18 protein-coding genes are annotated in these 17,525 nt (G+C 65.0%); 10 read left to right on the forward strand and 8 right to left on the reverse strand.

Annotated features, from left to right (window positions below; genetic code table 11):
• The coding region (locus AC1D34_RS20225; RefSeq protein WP_476825136.1) for a methyl-accepting chemotaxis protein at positions 1-1,535 on the reverse strand (1,535 nt) is incomplete at its 3' end.
• A gap of 194 nt (positions 1,536-1,729) precedes the next feature.
• The gene (gene dapB / locus AC1D34_RS20230) at positions 1,730-2,533 is read right to left on the reverse strand and encodes a 4-hydroxy-tetrahydrodipicolinate reductase (RefSeq protein WP_476825137.1); all 804 of its coding nucleotides are present in this window, start codon (positions 2,531-2,533) and stop codon (positions 1,730-1,732) included.
• Between the two features lie 93 nt (positions 2,534-2,626).
• On the opposite strand from dapB, the gene AC1D34_RS20235 reads away from it, so the two are divergent.
• Positions 2,627-3,487, forward strand: coding sequence for an alpha/beta fold hydrolase (locus AC1D34_RS20235; protein ID WP_476825138.1), 861 nt, complete (start codon positions 2,627-2,629; stop codon positions 3,485-3,487).
• Positions 3,488-3,493: 6 nt separating this feature from the next.
• Here AC1D34_RS20235 and AC1D34_RS20240 read toward each other — a convergent pair whose 3' ends face one another.
• Entirely contained in the window at positions 3,494-4,078 is a 585-nt protein-coding gene (locus tag AC1D34_RS20240) for an N-acetyltransferase family protein (RefSeq protein ID WP_476825139.1), read from the reverse strand.
• A gap of 91 nt (positions 4,079-4,169) precedes the next feature.
• On the opposite strand from AC1D34_RS20240, the gene AC1D34_RS20245 reads away from it, so the two are divergent.
• Positions 4,170-4,784 carry a LysE family translocator gene (locus AC1D34_RS20245; RefSeq protein ID WP_476825140.1) on the forward strand — a complete coding sequence of 205 codons (615 nt, stop codon included), beginning with the start codon at positions 4,170-4,172 and terminating at the stop codon, positions 4,782-4,784.
• A gap of 16 nt (positions 4,785-4,800) precedes the next feature.
• Here AC1D34_RS20245 and AC1D34_RS20250 read toward each other — a convergent pair whose 3' ends face one another.
• Positions 4,801-5,496, reverse strand: coding sequence for an SDR family oxidoreductase (locus tag AC1D34_RS20250; RefSeq protein WP_476825141.1), 696 nt, complete (start codon positions 5,494-5,496; stop codon positions 4,801-4,803).
• Positions 5,497-5,529: 33 nt separating this feature from the next.
• Positions 5,530-9,129 carry a hydantoinase B/oxoprolinase family protein gene (locus tag AC1D34_RS20255; protein ID WP_476825142.1) on the reverse strand — a complete coding sequence of 1,200 codons (3,600 nt, stop codon included), beginning with the start codon at positions 9,127-9,129 and terminating at the stop codon, positions 5,530-5,532.
• A 238-nt stretch (positions 9,130-9,367) separates the two neighbouring features.
• Here AC1D34_RS20255 and AC1D34_RS20260 point away from each other — a divergent pair, with 238 nt between their 5' ends.
• The 4 genes from AC1D34_RS20260 to AC1D34_RS20275 all read left to right on the forward strand — a co-directional run bounded on the left by AC1D34_RS20260 (position 9,368) and on the right by AC1D34_RS20275 (position 12,909).
• On the forward strand, positions 9,368-9,916 hold the full coding sequence (locus AC1D34_RS20260; protein ID WP_476825143.1) for a TRAP transporter small permease: 549 nt from the start codon (positions 9,368-9,370) through the stop codon (positions 9,914-9,916).
• A gap of 3 nt (positions 9,917-9,919) precedes the next feature.
• Positions 9,920-11,233 carry a TRAP transporter large permease gene (locus AC1D34_RS20265; protein WP_476825144.1) on the forward strand — a complete coding sequence of 438 codons (1,314 nt, stop codon included), beginning with the start codon at positions 9,920-9,922 and terminating at the stop codon, positions 11,231-11,233.
• Positions 11,234-11,268: 35 nt separating this feature from the next.
• A complete protein-coding gene (locus tag AC1D34_RS20270; RefSeq protein WP_476825145.1) occupies positions 11,269-12,255 on the forward strand; it encodes a TRAP transporter substrate-binding protein in 987 nt (328 codons plus the stop codon).
• Positions 12,256-12,351: 96 nt separating this feature from the next.
• Positions 12,352-12,909, forward strand: a complete 558-nt coding sequence (locus tag AC1D34_RS20275; protein WP_476825146.1) for a winged helix DNA-binding protein — start codon at positions 12,352-12,354, stop codon at positions 12,907-12,909.
• Between the two features lie 98 nt (positions 12,910-13,007).
• Here AC1D34_RS20275 and AC1D34_RS20280 read toward each other — a convergent pair whose 3' ends face one another.
• The gene (locus AC1D34_RS20280) at positions 13,008-13,628 is read right to left on the reverse strand and encodes an NAD(P)H-dependent oxidoreductase (protein WP_476825147.1); all 621 of its coding nucleotides are present in this window, start codon (positions 13,626-13,628) and stop codon (positions 13,008-13,010) included.
• A 79-nt stretch (positions 13,629-13,707) separates the two neighbouring features.
• Between AC1D34_RS20280 and AC1D34_RS20285 the strand changes: the two genes are divergently transcribed.
• Positions 13,708-14,358: a TetR/AcrR family transcriptional regulator gene (locus AC1D34_RS20285; protein WP_476825148.1), complete on the forward strand. Its 651-nt coding sequence runs from the start codon at positions 13,708-13,710 to the stop codon at positions 14,356-14,358.
• 312 nt (positions 14,359-14,670) lie between these two features.
• Here the strand turns inward: AC1D34_RS20285 and AC1D34_RS20290 are convergent, their stop codons facing one another.
• The gene (locus tag AC1D34_RS20290) at positions 14,671-15,213 is read right to left on the reverse strand and encodes an SRPBCC family protein (RefSeq protein WP_476825149.1); all 543 of its coding nucleotides are present in this window, start codon (positions 15,211-15,213) and stop codon (positions 14,671-14,673) included.
• A 30-nt stretch (positions 15,214-15,243) separates the two neighbouring features.
• A complete protein-coding gene (locus AC1D34_RS20295; protein WP_069879656.1) occupies positions 15,244-15,570 on the reverse strand; it encodes an ArsR/SmtB family transcription factor in 327 nt (108 codons plus the stop codon).
• A gap of 157 nt (positions 15,571-15,727) precedes the next feature.
• Here AC1D34_RS20295 and AC1D34_RS20300 point away from each other — a divergent pair, with 157 nt between their 5' ends.
• The 3 genes from AC1D34_RS20300 to AC1D34_RS20310 all read left to right on the forward strand — a co-directional run.
• Positions 15,728-16,210, forward strand: coding sequence for a DMT family transporter (locus AC1D34_RS20300; protein ID WP_476825150.1), 483 nt, complete (start codon positions 15,728-15,730; stop codon positions 16,208-16,210).
• Complete coding sequence (locus AC1D34_RS20305; RefSeq protein ID WP_476825151.1) at positions 16,177-16,563, forward strand: EamA family transporter; 387 nt, start codon at positions 16,177-16,179, stop codon at positions 16,561-16,563. Before AC1D34_RS20300 ends, AC1D34_RS20305 begins: the two co-directional genes overlap by 34 nt.
• A gap of 172 nt (positions 16,564-16,735) precedes the next feature.
• On the forward strand, positions 16,736-17,525 hold a 790-nt coding region (locus tag AC1D34_RS20310; protein WP_476825152.1), incomplete at its 3' end, for an iron-containing alcohol dehydrogenase.

Below are 17,525 nucleotides of genomic sequence, written 5' to 3' on the forward strand. Positions count from 1 at the left end.
GTCTGCGCATTCGCCTCGACGATCTCCGCCATTGCGCCCGCAGCCGTTTCCGTCACACCAGAAATACGCGCGACCGTGTCCCCCAGCGAGCCCATCAATTCGGAATGCGAGGCGACCATGGTCGAAATCTCGGTGCTGGCCTGTTCGACGGCACCGACGCTGGCGACGATGCCTGAAACCGCCTGCGCCGCCTGCGACAGCGCCGCGTTGACCGCTGCAATGCGCCGCACGATCTGCGCGGTGGCGTCAGCCGTCTGGCCCGCCAGCGCCTTGACCTCGCTCGCGACGACGGCAAACCCCCGGCCATGCACGCCGGCGCGCGCCGCCTCGATCGTTGCGTTCAGCGCAAGCAGATTGGTTTGCCGAGCGATCGCCTCGATGATGTCGACGACATCGCGGATTTGCCCAGCATTCTCGGTCAGACGCAGGACAAGGCCGGAGGTGCCAGCGGCATCCTGCGTCGCCACCGTCGCCGTTTGTGAAACCCGGTGCGCTTCCGCATTGATCTGGCCGATCACCTGCTCCAGGCGCAGAGCCGCCTCGGTGATGCGCCGCGCCTCCAAGCCCGCGCCGTCGACGGCGGAAGCGGCAGTGCCCGTGCTCTGCGAGACCTGCTGCGCCCGCACCGCAGAATCCTGCTGTGCCGTGCGCAGAGCTTCGCTCAGCCCGGCGATGTCGTGAAGCAGGGCGCCGATCCGGTGTTCGAATTCCTCAGCGATGCGGCCGAGCTCCTCAGTTCGCTGGATCTGGTGGAACAGCGCCCGGTCGGCCTCGGCATCGCGCGTGACGAGGGTCGCCCGCACTTCGCTCAGCGCCCGCACCGTGCGGGCAAGCTGGCCAATCTCGTCGCGGCGCCGGACATGCGGCACCGCGATGACGGCAGAGGTCGCCGTCGCGGTGGCGATAGCGGCCATCAGATCGCGCAGGGGGCGGGTGAGCTGGGTCCGCAGCAGGTACATCGCCAGCAGCGCGCAGGCGAGCGGGAGGCCAACCGCCGTCGCGATCACCCGCAGGCGCAGTGCGTGGGCTAGCCCCGCAGCCTCTGCAGCGCCGAGCTGCGCACGCCTGTCCAGGCCATCGGCGAGCTTCGACGTGACGAGAATGATCTGGCGGACATTCTCGCGCACCGCCTCGGCCGAGGCCTCGATGAGTGCGGCCTTTGCCGAGACCTCACGCCCCATCATGACGATGTCGCGCTGGAATGAAATGAAAGTCCTGATCCGGGCATCCAAGGTCGGATTGGCGTCGCGCAGCTCGCGCGGCAACGAAGAGATCAGGCTGGCCCGCGCCGCATCGACCAGTTCCACAGCTCCATCAAGGGAATCGAGCGCGGTTTCGATCGCACGCGGCGTGGCTGCGTCATCGAAACGGCTGAGCAGCGAGGCCTGCGCCACGCGATTCGAGAGCRGCGCTGCGCGGTTGACCAAGGCCATGTTCGAGAAGGCGTCGCGATCGATTTCGCGGACCGCGTCAAAGCCCCGAACCGCGCTGAACAGCCCGAGGCCAGCGGCAATCCCCATGAGCGCAAACAGCATGGTGATCTTCGCCGTAAGCCCCAATTGCCGCATCGCGTTCCCCCTCGTCGTAGCGCGCCCTTCCCTTCGCAAATGCGAACGAACGTTAGGTTAACACGACAGGAGGAACGCAATAAAAATCAATAAGTTAGCCGGATATGGATCGAGCTGTCGAAGCCGCCGCGCGTGCAAAAAACAACGGCAACGCCCGTTGATCAGGCCATCAGGCTGTCCAGGCCACGCCGAAGCCCGATCTGATCCGCAACCCGCCGCGCCGCCAGCAAGGTGCCGCCGACATAAGGCGCGGCAGAGGTGCCGGCATCATGCCGGATCACCAGCCGCTCGTCCGGGAGGCCGAAGACCGCTTCGCACGACAAGACGAAGCCCGGCATCCGCAGCGAATGGACCTGTACCGCATGCGGCGCACCGATTGCGGCGCCACGCGTCTCGCGGGCGCCGCCGAGCTCCGCAACCGGCTTCGCGGTTCCAGCCATACGCTCGGCACCAAGCGTCTCGGCGAGTTCGCGCCCGGTTCCGGACGGCGTGTCCGGCTTCGACGCGGAGGCGTAGTCGATGATCTCGACATCCGGCACATATTTCACCGCTTCGCGGGCAAAGCGGCGCAGCAGCGTCGCGGTGATCGAGAAATTGCCCGCGGCAAGCACGCCGACGCCGGCCTTGAGCGCAGCGGCCTCGATCTCCGCATAATCGTCGCCGGTCATGCCGGACGCGCCGACGACGACATGGCGCCCCGCCGCAACGGCTGCCAGCACATTGTCCTTCACGCTGTCGGGCTTGGTATAGTCGATCAGGACATCCGACGGCACGGCGAGCGCCTCCGCCACGGTCGCAAAGACCGGTTTGCCATTGGCTGGCTGCCCGGCCGCCTCGCCGAGATCGCTGCCTGCTGCCTTGCGCGAGACACCCGCAACCAGCTCAAGGTCGGACGCGGAGTCGATTGCAGCGACAAGCGCCTTGCCGACCCAGCCGGTGCAGCCGGCAAGCGTGATGCGGATCATCGGAAACTCCCAACATAAGGCTGGAAACAATTGAGTTCGATCATCCGCCCCTTACAGTTCGAGGCTTGGATGCGGCTGGGGGGAATCGAACCGATGCGTGTCACTGTCAACGGAGTGCGCCTCTATGTCGACATCGAAGGTGCGGGGCTCGCGCCCGATGGCCCGGCCATGCGAGAAAAGCCAACGCTGATCCTGCTTCATGGCGGTCCAGGCGCCGACCACAGCATCTACAAACCCGGGTTCTCCGGACTGAGCGATATCGCCCAGATCGTCTATTACGATCATCGCGGCTGCGGCCGCAGCGAAGACGGCCCGCGTGAGAGTTGGACATTGGACCAGTGGGCCGATGACCTGAAGGTGCTCTGCGACACACTCGGCATCGAAAGGCCGATCATCCTCGGCACGTCATTCGGGGGCTTTGTCGCGCAGGCCTATGCGACGCGCCATCCCGGGCATGCCGCCAAGCTGATCCTGATTTCCACGGCCGCCAAGTTCGATTTCCCGGCGGTCTACGCAGCCTTCGAACGGGTCGGTGGTCCAAGAGCCAGTCAGGCGGCCCGGAACTACTGGTCGGCGCCCGCGCCTGAGACACGTGCGCCCTATACTGAGATTTGCTTTCCGCTCTACGCAGCGCGACCGCGAACCGGCTCGACCGATTGGATAMAGAGGCTCATCTCGCGCAACGAGACAGGCGTCTGGTTCAATGGGCCGCACAACGAACAGGGCCGCTTCGATTTTCGCGCCGCGCTGGGAGCCGTGAATTGCCCAGTCCTCGTTATGGGGGGCGAGGAAGACCCCATCACGCCGATTGCCTTCAGCGAGACGATTGCAGCGTGCCTTCCGCCCGAAACGGTTCGTTTCAAGCGTTTCGCTGGTTGCGGTCACGGCATCGTTGGCGACGACCCAGAGGCCGCGTTCACGACGATCCGCGAGTTCATTCTCGATGAAGCRTGAAATCGCTCAGAGTGCGAGCCGCATCAGCGGCCGCCCCTCCTTCTGCCGCGCGACCTCGACGAAGCCGGCTCGCAGGAAAACCCGCTCGGCGCCGACATAAAGGCCCTCGCTGCTACGCTTGAATTCATGGTCCATGGGGGCAGCCTCGAGCAGGCGGGCCCCGTTCTCGCGCGCGAAAATGATCGCGCCGTCGAGCAGCGCCGCCGTGACGCCCCTGCCCCGCCACGCCTTGCGGACGAAGAAACAGGACGCCGCCCAGACGCGCTCGTCGTCGGCCGGTRCATCCGGCAGCGGCGTCGAGGCGCGCCGCGGATTGTTCCATTCGGGAATGTCGCGCCGAGGGCCGACCTGGAGCCAGCCGACACAGGTCTCGTGATCATAGGCCAGGACGCCAGGGGGCGGCCCCTTGCGAACCCGTTGCTCGAACAATTGCCGGGCCCCCTCCCCCAATAGCGGCAGGCGCTGCTTCTGGGGCATGCGGAAATGGTTGCACCAGCAGCCATAGCAGGGCCCCTTCGGACCGAAGAGATCCTCGAGATCCGGCCAGCGCTCGGACGCCAGCGGCAGAACAGTGAAGGCAAAGGCCGACATTCTCCTGGTCCCTTTCGCCAGCGGCACGAGGGGGCTCGACTCATCGGTGCCAGGCTGAGATGACTCAGCAATCGAGATGGAGACTGCCGCCATGTCCTTCGAGCTTTTTGCCGCTTATCTCGTTGCCTGCTTCGTCATCGTCATCGTGCCGGGCCCGACCGTAACACTGATCATCGCCAACAGCCTGAAGCATGGTGCCCGCGCCGGGCTCCTGAATGCGGCAGGAACCCAACTCGGCCTCGCGATCATGATCGCGATCGCCGGCATCGGCCTGAGCTCGGTCATCGCGGCGATGGGCCACTGGTTCGACTGGGTGCGGCTCGCCGGCGCCGCCTATCTGATCTGGCTCGGCTGGAAGATGGTCCGGGCCGGCGGCATTGAGGATGGCGCCATGCAGGCCCGTGCGCCGCGCGGCGGGTTCTTCCTGCAAGGCGTCCTAGTCGCGCTCAGCAATCCGAAGACCCTGCTCTTCTTTGGTGCCTTCTTCCCGCAATTTCTCGACCCCGCCCGCGATCACGTCACGCAGATCGCGATCATGGGGGTGACCGCGATGCTCTTCGCCGCGGTCAGCGACAGCGGCTATGCGCTGCTTTCGGGGCGGGCGGGACGGCTGCTGCCGCAGAAGCGCGTGCGCCTGCTCTCGCGCGTCAGCGGCGGCTTCCTGATTGGCGGCGGCCTCTGGCTGGGCTCGTCGCGCGCCAGTTGATCCGCCGCCTCAGGCCTCACCAGGCGATCGCTTCGCCCTTCCAGGTCCGGAAGCTGTTGGTGTCGGAGATGCMGGACCGGTCGATCGTTGCGATCAGGCCGGCGGCGCTTTCTGTCGGCGGGATGTCGGCTCCGCCACCGCCCATATCGGTCTGCACCCAGCCCGGATGGAACAGCAGGATGCTGACGCCGCGCTCGCGCACGGCGTTGCCGAACACGACCATGGCCATGTTTACGGCCGATTTCGAAGAGCGATAGGCGAGCGCACCCGAGGGATYACCGGCGATCGAGCCCATGCGGCTGCTGATCGTCGCGATCTTGCGCCCTTGCGAGGCCTCGACATTGGGCAGGAATGCCTGCGCCACGCGCAGCGGCGCATAGACATTGACCTCGAACACGTCACGCCAGGCGTCGAAATCCATGTCGAGCGCGCCCTGCTTGTCGCGCGGGCCGTAGACGCCTGCATTGTTGACCAGGACATCGATCGGTCGGTCGGCGAGCGCTGCCTTGGCAGCGGCGACACTCGCATCGGACGTCACATCGATGGTGACCGGCGTGACGAGCCCGCCATGCCTTGCGACCAGCGCCGCAAGGCCCGGACTTGCCGGATCGCGCGCGGCGGCGATGACATGGTCGCCACRCGCCACCAGCGCGGTCGCAAGAGCAAGGCCGATGCCGCGATTGGCGCCGGTGATCATCCAGGTCTGAGGCATATCCATCTCCCGTGTGGAGACAGGACCTAAGCGTCAGCCCTTCGCTTTTCCATAGCCTCCTGCCGTCGGCGTGATCACGGTCACAGCCTCGCCCGCCTCGAGCAGTGTCTGGTCGCTCGGCTTCAGTTCCTCGACGGCTCCGGAAAGCCGGCGGACGATCGTCTTGCCGAGCTGCCCGGCTTCACCGCCCTTGACGCCGAAGGGGCGCACGCGGCGATGCGAGGCGAGGATGGCGCAGTCCATCCGCTCGCGGAAGCGGATCGTGCGGCTCGTGCCATCGCCGGCATTCCATTCTCCCTTGCCGCCCGAGCCCGGACGAATATGGAAATCCTCAAGCACGACGGGGAAACGCGTCTCCAGGATCTCCGGATCGGTCAGGCGCGAATTGGTCATGTGGACATGCACGCCGGAGGTTCCATTGAAGCCCGGCCCCGCCGGCGAGCCGGAGCAGATCGTCTCGTAGTACTGATACTGATCATTGCCGAAGGTCAGGTTGTTCATCGTCCCCTGCGAAGCCGACATCGCCTCGAGCGCACCGAACAGCGTATTGGTGACAGCCTGGCTGACCTCGACATTGCCGGCAACGACAGCGGCCGGGTAGTGCGGCGCCAGCATCGAGCCTTCCGGCACGACGATCCTGATCGGTCGCAGGCAGCCCGCGTTCATGGGAATCGCGTCATCGACCATAACGCGGAAGACATACAGCACCGCCGCACGGGTCACCGGCGCAGGTGCGTTGAAATTGTCCTCGCGCTGCGGCGAGGTGCCGGTGAAATCGACCGTCGCCTCGCGCCTGGAACGATCGATCGTGATCTTCACCTTGATCGCGCAGCCCTGATCCATCGGATAGGTGAACTCGCAATCATGCAGCTTGGCGAGCAGCCGTGCGACGCTCTCGGCCGCATTGTCCTGGACATGGCCCATATAGGCCTGGACCACATCGAGGCCGAAGGAGCGGATCATCTTCTTCAGCTCGGCCACGCCCTTCTCATTAGCGGCGATCTGCGCCTTGAGGTCGTTGACGTTCTGCACGACGTTGCGGACGGGATAGCGAGCGCCAGTCAGCAGCTTGACCAGCTCCTCCTCGCAGAAGCGGCCCTGATCGACGATCTTGAAATTGTCGATATAGACGCCCTCTTCCTCGATATGCGTCGCCAGCGGCGACATCGAACCGGGCGCCACGCCACCGACATCGGCATGGTGGCCGCGGCTCGCCACCCAGAACAGGATGTTCCTGTCCTCGGCATCGAAGACCGGGGTGCAGACCGTGATATCGGGCAGATGCGTGCCGCCATTATAGGGCGCATTGAGGCAATAGACGTCGCCCGGCCGGATGACGGGGTTGTTCCTGATCACCGTCTCGACCGACTTGTCCATCGAGCCGAGATGCACCGGCATATGCGGCGCGTTGGCGACGAGGCTCGCGGTCGAGTCGAACACGGCGCAGGAGAAGTCGAGCCGCTCCTTGATGTTCACGGAATAGGCGGTGTTCTGCAGCGTCACGCCCATCTGCTCGGCGATCGACATGAACAGGTTGTTGAAGATCTCGAGCATGACGGGATCGGCCTTGGTGCCGATCGCGGCATTCTGCACCAGCGCCTTGCTGCGATGCAGGACGAGATGGTCCTTGGCCGTCAGCTTCGCAGTCCAGCCATCCTCGACGACGACGGTCTGGTTCGCTTCGATGATGATGGCGGGTCCCGCGACGCTCTGCCCCGGAGCCATCGCCTCGCGCCGCACGATCGCCGCCTCGTGCCACTGCCCCTTCGAGAACAGGCGCGTGCGTTCGGCAACCGCCGGTTCACCGGCCCGCTCGCCCGCCGCCGTCTCCTCGAACCTGGCGCCCCCGCCAACGGCCTCGACCTCGACCGCCTCGACGACCAAGGCCTTGGTCTCGTCCATGAAGCCGAACCGCGCCTTATGCGCGACCTGGAAGGCTTCCTGCATCTCGGCCCGGCTGCCGGACGCAATCGCGATCGCCGTATCGGTGCCGGCATAGCGGATATGGGCTCGGATATGGATGGCGATCTCGCCATCCGGCACACCTTGACCGATCAGCTCGGCGCGCGTCTCGGCGCCGAGCCGCTCGGCCACCTCCGCAATCGCAGCCTTGACCTCGGCATCGAGCGGGACATCAAGTGCGGCCGTCCGCGTCGAGCGTATTTCAGCGAGCCCCATGCCATAGGCCGAGAGCAAGCCGGAGAACGGGTGCAGCAGCACGGTCTTGATGCCGAGCGCATCGGCGACGAGGCAGGCGTGCTGTCCGCCCGCACCGCCAAAGGAGTTCAAGGCATAGCGGGTGATGTCGTAGCCGCGCTGCACCGAGATCTTCTTGATCGCCTCGGCCATATTGGCGACGGCAATCTGGATGAAGCCGTCAGCGACCTCTTCGGCGCTGCGGCCATCGCCGACCTCGGCCGCAAGCTTCGCGAATTTGGCGCGGACCGCGTCCACATCGAGCGGTTGATCATGCTGCTCGCCAAAGATCGCCGGGAAATAGGCCGGGATCAGCTTGCCGACCATGACGTTCGCGTCGGTCACCGCGAGCGGGCCGCCGCGTCGATAGGCGGCAGGGCCCGGATTGGCGCCGGCCGAATCCGGGCCGACGCGGAAGCGCGCACCGTCGAAATGCAGGATCGAGCCGCCACCAGCCGCAACGGTATGGATCAGCATCATCGGCGCGCGCATCCGCACGCCGGCGACCTCGGTCTCGAAAGCGCGCTCATACTCGCCGTCGAAATGCGCGACATCGGTGGAGGTGCCACCCATGTCGAAGCCGATCACCTTGTCGAACCCGGCCGAACGCCCGGTCTCGGCCAGGCCGACGACGCCCCCGGCGGGGCCCGACAATATTGCATCCTTGCCCTGGAACAGTTCTGCCGCGGTGAGGCCACCGGACGACATCATGAACATCAGCCGTGCGCCGGTGCGCCCGATGTCGAGCTCTTCGGAAACCTGCGCGACATAGCGCCCGAGGATCGGCGAGAGATAGGCATCGACTACCGCCGTATCGCCACGCCCGACCAGCTTGATCAGCGGCGAGACCTCGTGGCTGACCGACACTTGCGGAAAGCCGATCTCCCGGGCGATGCGCGCTGCCACCTGCTCATGCTGGGGATAGCGATAGGCGTGCATGAAGGCGATCGCCACGGCGCGGAAACCGGCATCGTACTGTTCCTGCAGGGCCGTGCGGATGGCGGCTTCGTCCGGAGCCCGTTCGACCGCGCCATCGGCCAGCACGCGTTCCGCGATCTCGACCACCGCCTCGTAGAGCTGCTCGGGCTTGATGATCTCCTTGGCGAAGATGTCGGGCCGCGCCTGGTAGCCGATGCGCAGCGCATCGCGGAAACCCTTCGTGGTCACGAGCAGCGTACGGTCGCCTTTGCGCTCGAGCAGGGCATTTGTCGCAACCGTGGTGCCCATGCGCACCTCGCCGATGCGCCCGGCGGGGATGAGCTCGCCGGCCTTGAGGCCGAGATGGTCGCGGATGCCCTGGACGGCGGCGTCGCGATAGGCGCCCGGATTCTCCGAGAGCAGCTTCCTGGCGTGAAGCTTGCCTGCCGGATCGCGGCCGATCACGTCGGTGAAGGTGCCACCGCGGTCGATCCAGAAATCCCAATGGCTCGCCGTCATGACACTCTCCCCAGCGTGACGCGAAGTCGTTTGAACAATTCATCGATAAATCGTCGATGAAATATTGACAAGCCGAATTCGGCGGCTACGATCTCAATTGTGACCGGAACATGGCTGAGGGGCCGGGCCGGTCGAGGGAGGATGCGATGACAGGATCGACCCTGGCAATCGGGCTCGGCATGCGCCGACAGTCCCGCATGACAAAGCTGCAATCCGGCCGCGTGCGGCGGAGCGCCCGATGATCCGCACGATCCTCGACAAGCTCTATCTCTTTGCCGGCTACGCGGCGGGCTTCTTCCTTGTCACCATCTTCGTCCTGATGATGCTCCTGTCGGTCGGACGCGAGATCAATCTCAACGTGCCGTCCRGCGACGACTTCACGGCCTGGTCACTCGTCGCAATGGCGTTTCTCGGCCTGGCGCATACGTTCAAGAAGGGGGAGATGATCCGGGTCGGCCTGCTGCTCGAACGCCTCAAGGGCGGACACCGGCGTGCGGCCGAGTTGCTCTCCCTCACCATTGCGGGAAGCTTCGTCGCCTATTTCACCTGGCAGGCCGGCACGCTCGCCTATGATTCCTGGCGCTTCTTCGACATGTCGACGGGCGTGGTCGCGATCCCGCTCTGGATCCCGCAGCTCGGGCTGGTCGGCGGGCTTGCGATCCTCCTGATCGCCGTGATCGACGAATGGATCATCGTCGTGCAGGGCCGCCGCCCGAGCTACGAACAGGAGCCGCCGGCCACCCCCGAAGAATTGGTCGAGCGCGTCGCCTCCGGCGGAGGAGTTTGAACCATGGCATCGCTTGCCCTGCCGGAACTGTCGCTCATCCTTCTCGGCTTCCTCGTCGTGATCCTGGCGAGCGGCGTCTGGATCGCCGTCGGCCTCGGCCTCGTTGGCCTGCTGGCGATGGTGCTGACCACCGACATCCCGATCGGTCAGGTGCTGGCGACAACGGTCTGGAGCGCCTCGGCGTCCTGGACTCTGGCCGCACTGCCCCTCTTCATCTGGATGGGCGAAATCCTGTTCCGTACACGGCTTTCGGAACAGATGTTCCAGGGCCTGTCCCCCTGGCTGCAGTGGCTGCCCGGGCGCCTGATCCACACCAATATTGTCGGCTGCGGCATCTTCGCGGCCGTCTCCGGCTCCTCCGCCGCGACCTGCGCCACGATCGGCAAGATCGCCCTGCCGGAACTCAAGAAGCGCGGCTATGACGAACGCATGAGCCTTGGCACGCTTGCAGGCTCCGGAACGCTTGGCTTGCTGATCCCACCATCGATCCCGATGGTCGTCTATGCCGTCACCGCCAATGTCTCCGTGCTGCAAGTCTTCCTTGGCGGCTTCCTGCCCGGCCTGCTCGTGATGGCGCTCTACATGGGCTACGTCATCATCTGGTCGCTGCTGAACCCCGACAAGACGCCGCCTCGCGATCCATCGATTCCCTTCGCCCAGAAGCTTCGGCAATCGGCCAAGCTTGCTCCTTGCCTGATCCTGATCGCAACCGTCTTCCTGTCGCTGGTGCTTGGCTTCGCCACGGCCACCGAATGCGCCGCGTGGGGCGTCACCGGCGCCCTGTTTCTGGCCTGGTGGAGCGGCACGCTGACCTGGGCGACGCTGTTCGAAAGCATCATGAGCGCGACGCGCCTGACCTGTATGATCATGCTGATCCTGGCAGGCGCGGCATTCTGCACGGCTGCCATGGCCTATACCGGCATTCCGGCGGCACTGGCGGAATGGGTGAAGGGCAAGGATCTCTCACCGCACATGCTCGTGCTTGCGCTGACCTGCATGTACATCATCCTCGGGTGTCTGATCGACGGCATCTCGATGATCGTGCTGACCGCTGTGATCGTCCTGCCCATGGTCAAGGAAGCCGGCTTCGATCTGGTCTGGTTCGGCGTCTATCTCGTGATCCATGTCGAGATGGCGCAGATCACCCCGCCCGTCGGCTTCAACCTCTTCGTGCTTCAGAACATGAGCGGCAAGGACACGATGACCGTTGCCCGAGCGGCATTCCCGTTCTTCATTCTGCTCAATGTCGCCGTCCTGATCATCACGACCTTTCCGCAGATCGTGCTTTTCTTGCCCAAACTCGCTTTTCCTGACTGAGTTCACAACGAAGCAACAAGAGAGGGACCAGCATCATGATCAACCGCAGACGCCTTGCCGCCGCCTTCGCATTCGGCGTCGGTGCTTTCGCACTCGCAGCCCCCGCGTCGGCGCAGACAAAGTGGAACTTGCCCGCCGCCTACCCCACCGACAATCCCCACACAGAGAATCTGGTCGCCTTCGCCAAGGATGTCGAGGCAGCAACCGGCGGCAAGCTTCAGATCACCGTCCATGGCGGTGCCTCGCTGTTCAAGGCGCCCGAGATCAAGCGGGCAGTGCAGAGCGGGCAGGCCCAGATGGGCGAGGTCCTGCTCTCGATCCATGAGAACGAGGATGCCCTGTTCGGCATCGACGTGGTGCCCTTCCTGGCCACGAGCTTCGCCGACTCCATGAAGCTCTACAAGGCGTCGAAGCCGGCGATCGAGAAGAAGCTCGACGCCCAGGGCCTCAAGCTGCTCTTCATGGTGCCGTGGGCGCCGCAGGGCGTTTACGCCAAGAAGGAGCTGAACACGATCGACGACATGAAGGGGTTGAAATGGCGCTCCTACAATGTCGGAACCGCGCGGCTCGGCGAAATGCTCGGCATGCAATCGGTGACGATCCAGGCGGCCGAGCTGCCGCAGGCGCTCGCCACCGGCGTGGTCAATTCCTTCATGTCGTCGGGCGGCACCGGCTATGATTCCAAGGCCTGGGAATCCCTGACGCATTTCTACGACGTCCAGGCCTGGATCCCGAAGGATGCCACCTTCGTCAACAAGGCGGCCTTCGCCGCGCTCGACAAGCCGACCCAGGACGCCATCCTCAAGGCGTCTGCCGCAGCCGAGGAGCGCGGCTGGAAGGCCTGGGAGGCCAAGACCGGCTGGTATCTTGACCAGCTCAAGTCCAAGGGCATGAAGGTGCAGGCCCCGAGCACGGAACTCGCTGCAGGCTTCAAGAAAGCCGGCGAAACCCTGACCGCCGACTGGCTGAAGAAGGCCGGCGCCGACGGCCAGGCCGTGATCGACGCCTATAAGAAGATGTAAGCCCGACCGGCCCGATCCCTCACGAACGGCCGCTTCGTGCGGCCGTTCGCACGTCCGGCGCCACGACGGCTGCCTTGTATGAGAGCGCCAGAGACGATGTCCAAATCAGCACCCCCGCCCCCGAAACCACCGGCTGAGCTGGCCGGCGCGCTGCTCGGCCCGATCGTCTCGTCCGGCCACCTGGCCTCGGGCGCGATGCCGGCGCTCTCCGAGTTCGAGTTCGCCCTCAGCATGACGGTACATGCCTTCCAGCGCTGGATGCTCCGCGCCATGACCTCGGCCGGCATTCCGGACCTCACGCCGGTGGACGTGCTCGTGCTGCACAACGTCAACCACCGCGGCAAGCCAAAACGCCTCGCCGATATCTGCCTCGTCCTCAATATCGAGGACACCTATGTCGTGAACTACGCACTCAAGAAGCTCGAGCGGCTCAAGCTGATCAAGAGCGGGCGCAAGGGCAAGGAAAAGACCGTCGCAATCACACCGGCGGGTGAGGATGCCTGCCGGCGCTACGCCCAGATCCGCGAGCAACTCCTGGTCAAATCCGTGCTGGCGCTCGGCATGGATCCGGTGCGCCTCTCGGAAATCGCAGCGACCATGCGCTCGCTCTCGGGCCAGTACGACCAGGCCGCGCGGGCCGCGGCCAGCTTGTAGGCGCCTGCCGAGCCTCATACCGGATTTCGTCGGGGGAGATAGCCGCGAACGCCCCTCGAATGGTGGAGATCGTCGCCGGGCAGCAGCCTGCTACGCCGTCACGCAGCCACTTGTGCCGTGGCAGGTCGGAAGGCTTTGAAGAGAGTGCCACCAATGGCGCGCGCCGCCTCCAGATGTTTGGCCGGATCATCCTGCCCCGAACCAAGCAGGAGCTCGGACCTCACGACGGGGGCGCCGCAATAACCGAAGATTCCGTGGTCGATCTGGGTCTTCATCGCACCGAAATATCCGTGTCGGGCATAGGTTCGCAGGCTGGCGCCACCGATGGCGACCAGATGGACCGGGAGATGGCCGAGCCTCTTCACCATCGGTGTATCCGGGCCTTCGTCATAGGCCCATCCATTGGCGAAGACGCGATCAATCCAGCCCTTGAGAAGCGCCGGCATCGACCACCAATAGACGGGATAGACCAGGACAATGGCATCGGCGCGATCGATCCGCACCTGCTCGGCGATAATGTCGGCCGGCGGCAGCACCTCGCGACGGTGAACTGCGAGATCGGCCTCAGTGAAGCGTGGGTCGAAACCTTCGGCCGCGAGATCCGCGATTTCGAAGGAATTGCCCGGCCCGGACAGGGACACTCCCTCCCCGACATGCGCAGCGACGCCATGACTGAGCGATGCACGATCAGGATGGGCGACGACAATGAGCGCGTGCATTTCAAGAACTCCGGCTGATTGATTGCGGGGGGAACCCGAGTGATATATACTTTTAGTAACTTACCTTTGGTATATAAACATGTCAAGTGCCGGACGCAACGATCACCCACCAGCTCTGCCGCCGCGTCGCCGCCTGGCGAGGGAAGACCGGTATCGCCAGCTTCTGGATGTCGCGTGGCGGCTGATCCGAGAGGAGGGAACGGAGGCACTGACGCTGGGGCGGCTAGCCGAGCGGTCAGGGGTGACAAAACCCGTCGTCTACGACCATTTCGGCACACGCAGCGGGCTGCTGGCAGCGCTTTACCAGGAGTTCGACGCGCGCCAGACAGCACTCATGGATGCCGCGCTCGACGCGAGCGAACCGACCTTGGCAGGCAGGGCAGCGGTCATCGCGTCATCCTATGTCGACTGCGTGCTCCTCCAAGGCCGTGAGATCCCTGGCGTGATCGCGGCGCTTGCCGGCGCGCCCGAGCTCGCAAAGCTCAAGCGCGATTACGAAGCGATCTTCATGGGGAAGTGCCGAGCCGCGCTCGCGCCCTTCGCCGGCTCCGGTACGATTGCTCCAGCGGGCCTCTGGGCGCTGCTCGGTTCAGCCGAGGCCCTGTCTTCTGCCGCCGCGGCGGGAGACATCACGGCCGCGCAGGCTCAGGACGAGCTCTTCGAGACGATCGTCGCAATGGTTGCCAGAAGCGCGCGCGGCGGTTCTCCGTCGGGCGCCGGAGGCATGTGAAACCGCGCAACGACCGCCCGCCGCGTCTCAAACGCTGAGCCTGGTCTGGAGCTGACCGCGAAGGCGGTTGCGGGCGCCGGATAAGCTGAGATAGCCGGCAACCGGCAGTCCGTCGATCCGGCCGGCTATCGTCGAGCCGCAGGCCGAACCCGCTTTGCGACGAGTACGGTCGCTGGATCTCGATCAAGCTCGCAATGTACGCCTACACAGGCCGCGCAACGGATCGGGTACGGCCAGCATGCTTGCCTGACGCGGGCCGCGCCGCCTCGAGAGCGGCCCGTGCCCGGCACGCCGGCCGCATGAGGCCCCGCCCTACTCCGGCAGGCTCGCAAAGAGTGCTGCGTACTCACTCTCGAGCTTCGCCTGCCGGGACCAGAAACCACGCGGCGGCTGCCCCGCAAGCTGGTCCTCGAGCAGGCCGAGATGCATGTGCCAGCCGCCGGAGACATTCGTCATCGCAGCCTTGTCGGCGAGCTTGCGATGGGTCAGCACCAGCAACACCTTGTCATCCCTTGGACTGAGCTCGAAGGTGACCTCCGAGAGGGGATTGCCGTCCCCGTCCCAGGTGAAGGCAAGCGCATGTGGCGGCTCACAGCGGGTGATCGTCCCGGTCGCGAGAAATCCCTTGTCATTCACCTCGCGATAGCGCTCGGGCGGCGGCTCATCGGTGATCTCCGAATGCTTGAACAGAAGCTTCGTCTCACCGCCGACGCGCAGGTCGAAATCACCAGAGGCCAACCAGGTGCCGCGCTTGCCGGACTCCGCCAGATAGGCCCAGACGCGTTCGACCGGCCCCGGCAGGAGCCGCTCGAACCGCACCGCGCCACTTTCAAGAACAGAGCCATACTCACTCATGCGTCTCTCCCTCATGCATCCTTCTCTCCCTCATGCATCCTTCTCTCCCTCATGACTGTCGGCTTGCGCCAGTTTCTGCCCCAATATGTCGAGTCGCGAGCCCCAGAAGCCGCGGACCTTCTTCACCCAGAGATCGAATGCATCGAGCCCGTCAGGATCGAGTCGGTAGATGCGGCGCTGGCCGCTGACTTCGACCCTGACGAGGCCAGCCTCCTTCAGCACCTTCAGATGCTGGGAGATCGCCGGCGCGCTGATGCTGAACCGCGCTGTGATCTCACCGGCGGCCAGGGCACCTTCACCGAGCATCTCGATGATGCGGCGGCGCGTCGGGTCGGCGAGAGCGATGAAGCGGTCCATGCATCGTTAATTAGCCATTCGCTTAATTAAGTCAATTATTAAATTAATGCCTCCCCTCTGCCCTGGGCGCACAACCCCTGCGCGTGGCACCACTTGCCTCGCGGAGCGCGAAAGGCGACAGGAAGCGCCCACACGATAGGTATTCCTGCAGACCACCATGCCCACCAAAAACGCCACCCTGACCGGCATCACCATGATGCTGCTCGGCATCCTGCTGTTCTCCGTGAATGACGTGCTGGGGAAATGGCTGGTCGCAACCTATACGGTCGGCCAGGTGGTGCTGCTGCGCAGCGTCGCGGCGCTGATCGTGATCGCCCCGTTCGTGGTGAAGCAGGGCATTGGTCGCACATTGCGCCCGGAGCGGCCGTGGCTGCAGGTGCTGCGCGTGACGCTTGGCTCCTGCGAAGTCGCGCTGTTCTACTGGGCGGTATCCTACCTGCCTTTGGCCGACACCATGACACTCTGGCTCGCCGCTCCAGTCTGGGCGGTGATCCTGGCTGCGCTGCTGCTCGGAGAACGCGTCGATGCCGGGCGCTGGCTCGCCGTCGTCGTCGGCTTCATCGGTGTCGCCGTTGCATTGAACCCGTCCGGCCAGAGCCTGACCTCATGGCCCGCCAATTGCGCGGCACGCCGGATGTGACGCTCGTGGCCTGGCAAACGCTGGGCGCCTTTGTCATGGGGCTGATCCTGCTGCCCTTCGGCTGGACGACGCCGAGCCTCGCCCATATCGGGCTGCTCGGCCTGCTCGGTATCGTCGCCATGGCCGCACATCTCTGCGTCACACGCTCGCTCAAGCTGGCGGAGGCCTCTGTCGTCGTGCCGTACCAATATACACTGATCGTCTGGGCCCTGATCTTCGGCTGGTTCATCTTTGACGACTGGCCGTCGCTCTCGATGCTGATCGGCTCGGGCCTCATCGTCGTTGCCGGCCTCGCTCTGCTGGTGCTCGAACGGCGGGCGGGAAAGACCACCGAAATGCTCGACCCGCCCTGAGGCGCGTCGCGCGCCCGCTGACGAGGCAGACGCGGACATTCTCATGCATTCGCCTCGCCCTGCCCGCGCGGGCTCTGCAGTCGACGCCTGGCGGTGGCCATGCCACACCAAGAACTCATCTCAATAAGGCCGAGCCGCTAGACGAGACGAGGCCAGCCCCACGAGGACGCCCATGGCCCTGATCACCTATCTCACCACGACCCGTTTCGGCTTCGGCGAGGTCGCCGGCATCGATGCCGATCTCACAGCGCTCGGCCTGCGCAAGCCACTGATCATTGCGGACAAGGGCGTCGTCGCTGTCGGTCTCGTCGGCACGGTTCAGGCGCATTCTCCAGCCTTGCAGGCCGCCCCGATCTTCGATGCCACGCCGACCAACCCGACAGAGGAGGCCGTGCTCGCAGCACTGGCGCTCTATCGCGAAAACGGATGCGACGGGCTTGTCGCCATTGGCGGCGGCTCGCCAATCGATCTGGCCAAGGGCGTGGCGCTGCTGGCAGCTCATGATGGACCACTCGAAACCTATGCGGCGATCCTCGGCGGCATTCCGAAAGTGACCGCAGCCGTCGCGCCGGTGATCGCGATCCCCACCACCTCGGGCACCGGCAGCGAGGTAGGGCGCGCCGCGCTGATCACCCTGAAGGATGGACGCAAGCTCGGCTTCATCTCGCCTCATCTGATTCCAAGGCTCGCGATCTGCGACCCCGAGCTCACGCTCGCCCTGCCTGCCTGGCTTACCGCCGCAACCGGCATGGATGCGATCACCCATTGCATCGAGACCTATCTCAGCCCCCGCGAGAACCCGCCTGCCGAGGCGATCGCACTCGACGGGCTGAAGCGCGCAGTCGCAMATATCGAGCGGGCCGTGACCGATGGATCCGATCGCGAAGCCCGCAAGGAGATGATGATGGCGGCCCTTCAGGGCGGCCTGACCTTCCAGAAGGGCCTCGGCGCGGTGCATGCGC

The sequence above is a fragment of the Allobosea sp. P1_A7 genome (genome assembly GCF_056406775.1).